Below are 9,081 nucleotides of genomic sequence, written 5' to 3' on the forward strand. Positions count from 1 at the left end.
CTGCTTGAGCAGCGCGTCGAACTCGATCGGCCGGGCCGGCGGCGCGCCCGAGCAGCCAAGCGCGTCGAACAGCACGTGGCGGATATCGCGCGGCGTCGGCCTCGCCCGGAACTGCACCCGGCACACCTCGTCCGGGGCCAGGGTGCGCAGCGATGCGTTGACCGACAGTGTCTTGCCCAGCCCGGCGTCGCCGTGCACGCACATCATCGCCCGCTCCGCCACGACGTCGGCGAGGTTGTCGCGCATCCGCAGCAGCGCCTCGGTCGCCACCACGTGCGCGCCGGCCAGGCCCAGGTAGTGGTCGTCGCGCTCGTCGATCTCTAACCAGTCCGTCACGCGCCGCCCCCGCCGGCCGACTCGTCCTGGTCCTCGGCGGCCGGTGTCGCTCGGGGGCGCAGCGGGCGGGGCAGCACCCAGCCCGGGGCGGGCGGGCCGAGCGGGATCAGCCCAGGCCGGGCCTGCCCGCGCAGCGCGGTGTCGCCGGCGGCGGCGAGTTCGGCGGAGGCCTCGCTCGTGGTCATCGTGCCGAGCGGCTGGGCCGGCTCCGGCGTGGTCGCCGCGGCGTAGCGCTGGCGACGGGTTTGCTCGACCGCCTTGAGCTCGCGGGCCAGCCGGTCCCGGCGTGCGGTCCGGGCCCGCTGCACCGCGCGGACCTGCTCCGGGCCGGCCTGGTCGGCCAGTACGGCGCGGCCGAGGTGCGTGCCGGTGCGGGCGTCGAAGACTTCGATCTCGTGGTCGTGGTGTGGCATCCACCGCACCCGGACCTGCCGGCCGGCGTTGGCGCTGCCGTTCATCCACGCCCCGATGTAGAAGCGGGTGCGCCACTGCACGCCCTTGCCGGTGATCGTGCGGACGCGGCCGTCGTCTTCGAGGGTGAACAGGCGCAGGTCCTCGGCCGGGACGGTGGTGATCGGGGTCGGGTCGTCGAGCCACGCCTGCAGCGGCGTGCGCCCGTCGAGCACGTCCATCTCGTGGCGGGTGTTCCACCAGCCGACCCAGGTGAGCAGCTCGTCGACGAACACCTCGAAGCGCAGCGCTGGTGCGTCCGGGTCTGCGGTGCGGCCGTTGGCCAGCCGCGGCGCCGCGGTGTAGCGGGGCAGCCCGGCGAAGAACATGCTCTTCACTGCGGCGTTGAGCGTCTCGACGGTTCCCTTCAGGTGCGGCGTGTACCCGGGCAGGTCGACCACGCGGACCGCGAACACCGCGCACGCCGCGGCGACGGTCGTGGACAGGAAGTCCTTGCCCCGGTCGACGCGCAGCAGCGTCGGGAGCCCGCCGGCGGGGCCGTAGGGCTCGTCGACGGCGATCGCGGCGCGCAGCGCGGCCAGGACGCTCTCCCGGCTCGGCGCGCACGGCGTCACCGCCAGGCCGAGCACCACGTTGGTCGCGCAGTCCACGAACCAGGTCACCCACGGCTTGATCAGGCGGCCTTCGACGTCGACCTCGACCGACGCCTCCACGTGGTCGGCCTCCCACGCCGCGTTGCGGTGCGTCGCCGGCCGCCGCAGGAAGACGTCGTGCAGACGCGCGGCCCGCTCGCCCCGGCGCAGCCCGGCCTGCTCGCCTGGCGACAGCGCCTCGTGCACCGCCCGCTGCAGCGTGCGCAGGCTCGGCGCCGGCGGTCCGCCCGCGGCCGCGGCGTCGACGAGTTCGCGGTGCACGGCGGTGACGTTGCCGCGCCAGAACACCAGCCGCTCCTGGATCGCCGCGTCCAGCGTGAACTGCGCCCGGCCGGGCGACGCGCTCTGCTCGACCTGCGCCAGCCAGCGCCACACGGTCCGGTCGGACACCCGGGCGCCCTGCGCGACCAGCGCGACCTGCTCCCGCGACACCGGCCCCTCCGCGGCCAGCGCCGCCAGGCGGCGCACCGCAACGTCCCGGAGCGCGCGCCGCGCGCCGGCAGCAGCCACTGGCCGCTCCTCCCTGATCGCGCCCAACCAGCGCGCGCTCAATCTACGGGAGGCCAGCCGTCCTGCTGACACCTCGTGGCGCATCTGCTGACAACCCTTGGCGCGCCCGCTGACTGCGATGTGCCACAACAATGTCAGCGCTCGTCGGTCATCTCGATGTCAGCGGATTCGCCACGGCTGACGCCAGATGGCCTCCGCCGGCCGACCCCGGCGAGCGTGAACACGACCCCACCTCTTGCACTTTGTCTCACGGTGAGACATACTGGGAGGGCAATACGGGAGCGGGCCCCGTGAAAGTCCGCCCGAGAGTGCCACTGCGGGAAAAGGCAGCGTGGATAGCCACCAGTGATCAAGGGGCCGGAGAGCGTCACTCGGGGAAACGACGCGCGGGACAGGCCACGACCACCGCGGAAACAACGGGCGTGGCACACCATCCGCAAGAGGACGGCAGCGGTTCGACACCGCGGCGGGTGACGATGGCGCGGTATCCCCATGGCGGGGGTATCCGAGGACGAGCCGTTCGGGGTCGGGCCCTGGCGGCTGCTGGACCGGGCCGAGAGAGTGAAGCGGCAGCCCCGAACTGTCGAGACTCCAGCTGGCGCCAACGCCCTTGCTTGCACCGTACGACGAGAGATGGAGCCGCGTGGCAATCGACGACGAGACGGTGACGTTGACCGAGGCCGCGGCGATCCTCAACATCGACAATCCCAGAAGCGCGCGTCGGGCGCTTGATCGCGCCCAGGTGAAGGCGGTCTCGCGGGCGCCGGGCCGGGGTGGGGAGAACGTCTATCGCAGGGCGGATGTCGAGTCGGTGAAACGGCGCGGCCGGGGGTTCAGAACGGATCGCCGCTCCGGCTGAACGGGGACGGCGATGCCGCCGGCTCCGCAGCTGGGCCCGGACCGGGTGTCTATCCCCGAGCACTCGCAGGCGCCTCACCTGTGGCCGCAGTTTCCCCGACATGGACGTCGTGGTCGAGCAGTTCTGTGCTGACTGGAGGAGCGTAGTGGCCGCCTTGCATGTGACGGTCGGGCCGCCCGGCTGTGGTAAGTCCACGTGGGCGGACCGGCGGCCCGCCGGATGGGCACGGCTGTCACGCGACGGGCTGCGGCAGGCGATCGGCTATGGCGGCGACGCGACACGAACCCCGCCGACGTCGAGCAGATGGTCACCCTGGCACAGCACGCCGCGGTGGCGGCCTGGCTGCACGCTGGACTCGACGTTGTCGTGGACGACACCTGCCAGGCACAGTCCACCATGGACGCCTGGGTGGAGCTCGCCGTGGCCACCGGCGCGGACCTGCACGTGTGGGACTTCCGTGACGTGCCGCTGGAGGTGTGCATCGCCCGGGACGCGCAGCGCGGCCAGGCCGGCGGGCGGCTCGTCGGCGAGTCAGCGATCCGGCGGGTGGCCGAACGGTGCGCTGCTGTGAAGGTGCCGAAGGGAACGCAGGTCCATCCGGGGCCACAGGCTCCACCGCCCGAAGTTCCACCAGTCGACCCATGCCAACACCGCGGACCGGAGGAGACCGACGTGCCGGACCTGTCGACGTAGCGGGTCGACGGCTTCCGCGGCGACGACGCCTACGAGTGGTACCTGTCGGACCACCCGTGGGCGGTGGCCGAGCGGATCCGCCGCCGGGCCACCGAGCTGCAGGACGAGCTGGACCGGGCGCAGAAGGTGCGCGTCTGGGCCGACCGCACCCAGGCCGTCGACGCCGTCGGCGACCTGACCGACCGGCCCGCCGGCTGGCGCGACAGCCTCGTCGGGCTCGCCGAGTCGATGGCCGCGCTCACGGCCGACACCCACACCCGGGCCTCGGTGGAGTCCGCCGAGCCCGACGAGCTGTGGGTCGTGCGCGCGCGGCGCAAGCTGGAGACCAACCGGCGGGTCAGCGGCCACGACCGCGAGAGTGCCTGGACGTTCCTGGCGAGCGACCGTCCGCGCTCACCGGAGCGTCATCGTCGGCAGCGGCCGGGCTCAATGGTTGGGGCGCTCAGGTCCATTCCGAAGTGCTCCGCGGAGGCCCGCGGTGCAGCGCGCGAATGCGCTGGTGGCAGCGCTGTGCGCGGCTGGCCGGGTCCGACGTCGACGGCGAGGTGGGCTTCGACCAGATCGCGGTGGTACGGCGGCGCGCTCGCCTGGCGGGGCAGCTGGACCGCGTCGACGTGGCGCTCGGCCCGGGCTGCCGCCTGCACGTAGCCGTTGGGGTGCTCGAGCCAGCCGCGCAGCAGCCGGACCCCGTCGGTGGGGGCGTACCCGCCACGGGGTGACCAGCGCTGCCCGAGGCGCTGGCCGGCCTGGCGGTACAGCGACAGGCCGGCGATGCCAGGCCCGGTGGGTGCGCGGGCAGGGGAACGCCGCACCGCTCGGCGGCCGCGGCGATGCGCTCGTGCAACGGCGAAATCCCGGCGAATACCCGCTGCCGCGGGTCCGGGCTGCGCCCGAGCAGGAAGGTCCGGGCGGCGCGGATCAGCGGCCGGGCCGGCAGCGGGATGTGGTGCACGTGTTGACCGACAAGTTGATGTCAGCGGATGCCGACAGGTTGATGTCAGTGACCTCGGGACGATGAACCCGTTCGGACCAGCCGGTCCAGTTCGGCCACGCCCGGAGACGTGGGACGCCGATGTCCTGAGCCAGTTCATGGATGCGGTCGGGCGGATCAGTAGTCTCTGCATCGGAGCGAGGACCATCCAGCCCTGAATGGGTACCCGCCCCGGGGGGAGCGTTACGTGAGCGAATACGACTACTCGGGCGCCTGGTTCAGCCGATACGACGGCTTCTCAACCAGCCAAGAGAAGGACGTCATCGGCACCCACGAGGTGATCATCACGCAGGACGGTGATCACCTGGAGGTCCGGAGCCGGCCAGGCTGCGCCTCAACCCTCAAACTCTCGCTCGACGTCGCCGGGTGGATCGTGACCGGGACTTGGTCGGAGGTCACCGACCCGAACGGGGAGTATCGAGGAGAACGATTCCACGGTGCGCTCCAACTGGTGATGGACGGCGGAGGAGTGCTTACGGGCAGGTGGGTTGGCTTTGATCCCTTCAGCCGCAGGTTCAACACCGGTGACTGGGTGCTCGCACGCATGAGGGGTTGACCTGCGGTTCCCTCAATGGCCGAACAGGCGCAGCAGTTGCGCGAAGCATGGCCGCCGCTGCGGCGTCGGTGCGGTGACGAGCCCGGCCGACGGCGACCAGTTGGGAAGGGCGCCGGCGTGGCGGGTCGCCGTGATGGCCGGGCGCCCGGCTGCTTAGCGGGACTGCTCGGGCAGCCGGAGCATCGCGTTGCCCAGTTCGGTGGCCGCGTGTAGGAAGTTCTCCGCGGCGGCGCGGGCGGCGGCCGCGGCGGCTTCGTCGACGGAGATCGCCGCCCGGCTGAGCTCGTCGGCGATGTCGTGCAGCCCATGGGCGGTTTGGATCAGCGGCAGGATTACCCGGCCCGGGTCGATTTGTACGTCGGTGGCCAGGCAGGCGGCGAGCCGGTCGACGGCCGCTGCGGCCTTTTCGGCCAGCCGTGTCGGGTCGTTCACCGCTGACCGGCTGGTGCGCTCGGTTCCGCCGCGGCGGTGCGCCTGCTGAGGAGTTGGTCGTACGGCGCGACGGTCGGCAGTGCCCGGTGGTCGGCGGGGAGCGCGGCGAGCTGCGTGGCGACGCGCTGCTCCGCGAGCTGCGGCGGCAGCAGGTCGGGGAGGGCCTTGTACAGGGTGCTGCGGGAGACGCCGACGAGCTTGGCGATCGCGCTGAGCGTGCGGTCCGGTTCGGCGAGCAGCTGCCGGGCGTAGGCGAGCTTCTCCGGGGTCATCGCCGGTGGCCGGCCGAGGCGCTGCCCGGCGGCGCGGGCGGCGGCCAGGCCCTCGTTGGTGTTGGCCACGATGATCGTGCGGATGAACTCGGCGAGCGCGGCGAAGACGTGGAAGATGAACATCCCGCCGGGGGTGGTGGTGTCGAGCTTCTCGTGCAGGGAGAGGAACCCCACGTTCTGGCGGTTGAGCTGGCCGACGATCGCGATGAGGTCTTCCAGGGAGCGGCCGAGCCGGTCGAGGGAGACGACGGTGAGTGCGTCGCCCGGGCGGAGGTAGTCGAACGCCTTGGTGAGCTCGGGCCGGTCGGTGGTCTTGCCGGAGGCTTTGTCGAAGAAGCAGCGGGCGCAGCCGGCCGCGGTGAGCGCGGCTTCCTGGCGGGCGAGGTTCTGCTCGCGGGTGGAGACCCGGCCGTAGCCGACGAGCACGCCGGCGAGCGGCGCCGGCGCGAGCAGGTCGCGCTTGTCGAGCGGCGTCGGGGCGGTCACGCCGCGGGCCGCTGGCGCAGTTCCGCCGCGACGGTCTCGCACCACTGCGCGGTGACGGGCCCGTCGCCCCACCGGCTGATCACGTCGAGCTGCGAGGCGATGACCCGCATGCCGGCCGCCTCGGCTCCCCGCGCGTCTAGGGCGCACGCGCCGAGGGACGGCGACTGGGCGATGACGGGGTCGGCGGCGACGTCGAGCTCCATCAGCTGCAGCACCGTCTCGGCGGTCAGCGACTCGATCACGATGCTCTCCGGGGCTCGGGGCCGGGTGTGTGCCTCACAGGGTGCCCGAGAAACGGTGTGGCGGGTTGTTGGACACGCCGAATTTCTGGACGGGTTTCTTGGGCGCCGCCGACCGGCCGGACAGCCTGTTTTCGATCTTGTCCGGGAATCGATCGATTTTCGGACAAGATCCGATCCGGTCGGAAGGAGCTTATGTCTAGACGGCGGACTGATCCTCAGCCTGGTTTGCGGCATCCGCGAGCGCCGTCAGATCGACCCAACGCTGGTGCCACAGAGTGTCGATCTCGTGCTCCTCGACGTTGCAGGCCAGCAGGAAGCTGCGCACCGTTGGCCAGTTCGGCACGTGTCGTCCGGAGACGACGCGGAACATGGTCGACTTCGACGGGCCGTCCGGCACGCGACTGGCCAGCTCCTGGAAGGACGGGCTCCCCGCCTCGCGGTGCACCTGTCGCAGTTGCACGGCGAGCTGCTCCTGCGCTGCCCTCCAGTCGGTCCGCGGCGATTCCTCGCCCGTCCGCTGCCGCGGGATGCGCGAGAGCGCCCGCGCCGGCAGCTGCTCGTGCTCACCCGTCCGCTGCCGCGGGATGCGCGGGGCGTCCGCTGTTTGCTCACGCTGCTCGAGCCAATGCCGCAGCCGGCGTCGGGCGAGATGCAGACTCGATCCAACCGACGACGGCGTCGATCCGGTGCGCCGCGCGATCTCCTCCGTGGACGCGCCGTCGATCAACATCGCCAGCACGGTTCGCTGCCGGTCGGGCAGAGCCGCGATGGCCTCGGCCACGACCATCCGCGACATCACGCTGGTCTCGGCCGAGGGAACTTCGACCCCGTTCACGGCGTCGATCACTGCCTCGATGTCCGACGTGGGCGTCTGGCGGTGTGCATGGTCCCGCAACTTCCAGTACGCCCGACGGGCCACGGTGAACATGTACCGCTCGGGGTGCTCGATCTGGTACCACCGCGTGTAGATGTCGATCATGGTCTCCTGCGCGACGTCGGCGGCCTCGGCGCTATCGGCACCGACAGACAGCAGGTAGCTGAAGAGCTGCCGAACGTGGCCGCGGTAGAACTCCTCGAACGCCGCACGATCGGGGGTGGACGCGCCGACCGGCACGTCCACCCCTTCCTCGCGGAGGAGTTGACCGGTCAGATACGCGCCACCCTCGCGGGTCAGCACGTCCCCGCGGCAAGCCGGGCGCGGCGGACCGCGCTCCTGCTGCCGACGAAGAAGTTGATGTAAACGTGGTCGGCGATCCAGCGGCCGGCCCGGCGGGCCGCCGTGGTCACCACCCTGCGCACCGCACTAGCGGCACGGGCCGCCATCGCCGCCACCCGGCGCGCAGCGACGCCAGCCTCAGCGATCGCCTGCATCGTGACCGCGGTGTGCAACGCCGACACGACCAGCGCGTGCCAGGGCGCCGGCAGCTCGACCGGGAAGTGCACCGCCCCGTATAGGACGATGACGATCACCACCCCGATCGGCCGGATCCGCCGGTACGCCGGTCGGCCGTCATCAATACACGGCAACGCCCCGGGAGGCAGACGGAAAGCCCCGCAGGGCGTAGGTAACGCCCCTCGGGGCATGGAGAACTCCATGCTCGGACTCCTTGGTCCAGTTCGTTCGTTTTGAACGGCACCCCCACCGGCCTCGCGCGCCCTAGCCCGGATGCACTCGGCAGCAGTGAGTTAGAGCCAGTAGACAGCATGAAGCGGACGCTGGCAACGCCAACGCCCGAATTAGGGCAGCACCCCACGACGGCCCTCTCCCCTTGTGGGCCGTCACGCGATATGAATCTTGTGGTCCGCCGCCGAGTGCATCCGGGCTAGGGCGCGCGCTGGCGGCGGACCGTTCAAAACGAGAACCGGAGCTCTCACCTCTACGGGGCGTCAAACGACCCGCGCATCAACATCGTGGCGTGGAACGTCACCCAAGGCGTGGGAAAAAGCGGAAAAAGCGGTCTTTTGCACCCAAATGGCAACTGTCGTCGCTGCGTTTCCCTCACTTTCCCGCGGACCTGGTGCTATGCGCACCCGAGCGTGATCTCCGGGGTGAGAAGGCCGCGAGTTGGTACGGGCGCAGGTCGAGGCGGAGCGGCGGGCTGCGACAGTGGCGCGGCTGGCGGCGCTGCGCGTGACTGGCTCGCTGACCACGGAGCATGTGCGCCTGGCCGCGCAGGGCGACGGCGTCAGCGAGCGCACCGTGTGGCGCTGGCTGGACGATGCGGCCCCGCGAGTAGCACCGCGCCGTACCGGGCCGGAGCCGTACGCGCTGTCGGCGACGGACCGGGAGGCCATTGCCGACTACCGAGGCAACATCGCCGCAGTGGGCCGGGCCCGTGCCGCCGTGGTGGCCGGGGACGGCTCCGGGTTCTTGACGGCCAGCCGTTCGTCCACGTGGCTACGGCCCCGGCCAGTTTCCCGGGCCAGGCTCCGGGGGTGCGGGCCGGTTGGTCAGGCGCAGCCCGAACGTGAGGTCGGCGTGTGCGGTGAGCCGGTCGTCGCCGACATCTGGCCCTGCCGGGCGGACCCGGACCGCAAGGTGGCGCTGGACGAGGTCCCGACAGTACCGGCGGTCCTTGTCCTCGGCCAGCCCGTCGGTGTGGGCGTCCGCGGTGGGCGGCGGCCTGGGTGAGGCGTCGT

The 9,081-nt window shown here is 71.7% G+C and carries 11 protein-coding genes and 1 pseudogene; 4 read left to right on the forward strand and 8 right to left on the reverse strand.

Annotated features, from left to right (window positions below):
- Both IEZ31_RS57990 and IEZ31_RS54790 read right to left on the reverse strand, forming a co-directional pair.
- The coding region (locus IEZ31_RS57990) for an AAA family ATPase (protein WP_229837305.1) at positions 1-336 on the reverse strand (336 nt) is incomplete at its 3' end.
- On the reverse strand, positions 333-1,868 hold the full coding sequence (locus IEZ31_RS54790) for a TnsB C-terminal domain-containing protein (protein WP_229837307.1): 1,536 nt from the start codon (positions 1,866-1,868) through the stop codon (positions 333-335). The genes IEZ31_RS54790 and IEZ31_RS57990, both read right to left, overlap by 4 nt.
- A gap of 685 nt (positions 1,869-2,553) precedes the next feature.
- On the opposite strand from IEZ31_RS54790, the gene IEZ31_RS54795 reads away from it, so the two are divergent.
- The 4 genes and pseudogenes from IEZ31_RS54795 (at position 2,554) to IEZ31_RS54810 (ending at position 5,009) form a co-directional block, all read left to right on the forward strand.
- Positions 2,554-2,769, forward strand: a complete 216-nt coding sequence (locus tag IEZ31_RS54795; RefSeq protein ID WP_190258121.1) for a hypothetical protein — start codon at positions 2,554-2,556, stop codon at positions 2,767-2,769.
- 100 nt (positions 2,770-2,869) lie between these two features.
- A pseudogene (locus tag IEZ31_RS54800) lies at positions 2,870-3,462 on the forward strand (AAA family ATPase).
- Positions 3,463-3,525: 63 nt separating this feature from the next.
- Complete coding sequence (locus tag IEZ31_RS54805) at positions 3,526-4,110, forward strand: hypothetical protein (protein ID WP_190258123.1); 585 nt, start codon at positions 3,526-3,528, stop codon at positions 4,108-4,110.
- A gap of 530 nt (positions 4,111-4,640) precedes the next feature.
- The gene (locus IEZ31_RS54810; protein WP_190258124.1) at positions 4,641-5,009 is read left to right on the forward strand and encodes a DNA-binding protein; all 369 of its coding nucleotides are present in this window, start codon (positions 4,641-4,643) and stop codon (positions 5,007-5,009) included.
- A gap of 153 nt (positions 5,010-5,162) precedes the next feature.
- On the opposite strand, the gene IEZ31_RS54815 is transcribed toward IEZ31_RS54810, so the two are convergent.
- The 6 genes from IEZ31_RS54815 to IEZ31_RS54840 form a co-directional block, all read right to left on the reverse strand.
- Positions 5,163-5,441, reverse strand: coding sequence for a hypothetical protein (locus IEZ31_RS54815; protein ID WP_190258125.1), 279 nt, complete (start codon positions 5,439-5,441; stop codon positions 5,163-5,165).
- Positions 5,438-6,199 (reverse strand): recombinase family protein, encoded by a 762-nt coding sequence (locus IEZ31_RS54820; RefSeq protein ID WP_190258126.1) that lies wholly within the window; start codon positions 6,197-6,199, stop codon positions 5,438-5,440. The genes IEZ31_RS54815 and IEZ31_RS54820 overlap by 4 nt, the downstream gene beginning before the upstream one ends.
- Complete coding sequence (locus tag IEZ31_RS54825) at positions 6,196-6,441, reverse strand: hypothetical protein (protein ID WP_190258127.1); 246 nt, start codon at positions 6,439-6,441, stop codon at positions 6,196-6,198. Before IEZ31_RS54825 ends, IEZ31_RS54820 begins: the two co-directional genes overlap by 4 nt.
- Before the next feature lie 196 nt (positions 6,442-6,637).
- Positions 6,638-7,618 carry an RNA polymerase sigma factor gene (locus tag IEZ31_RS54830; protein ID WP_190258128.1) on the reverse strand — a complete coding sequence of 327 codons (981 nt, stop codon included), beginning with the start codon at positions 7,616-7,618 and terminating at the stop codon, positions 6,638-6,640.
- Positions 7,612-7,911: a hypothetical protein gene (locus IEZ31_RS54835; protein ID WP_190258129.1), complete on the reverse strand. Its 300-nt coding sequence runs from the start codon at positions 7,909-7,911 to the stop codon at positions 7,612-7,614. The genes IEZ31_RS54830 and IEZ31_RS54835 overlap by 7 nt, the downstream gene beginning before the upstream one ends.
- A gap of 928 nt (positions 7,912-8,839) precedes the next feature.
- Positions 8,840-9,081 (reverse strand): hypothetical protein (locus IEZ31_RS54840; RefSeq protein ID WP_190258130.1); only part of this gene is annotated, 242 nt, incomplete at its 5' end.

It is taken from the genome of Dactylosporangium sucinum, from assembly GCF_014647515.1.
In the GTDB taxonomy this organism is placed as follows: domain Bacteria; phylum Actinomycetota; class Actinomycetes; order Mycobacteriales; family Micromonosporaceae; genus Dactylosporangium; species Dactylosporangium sucinum.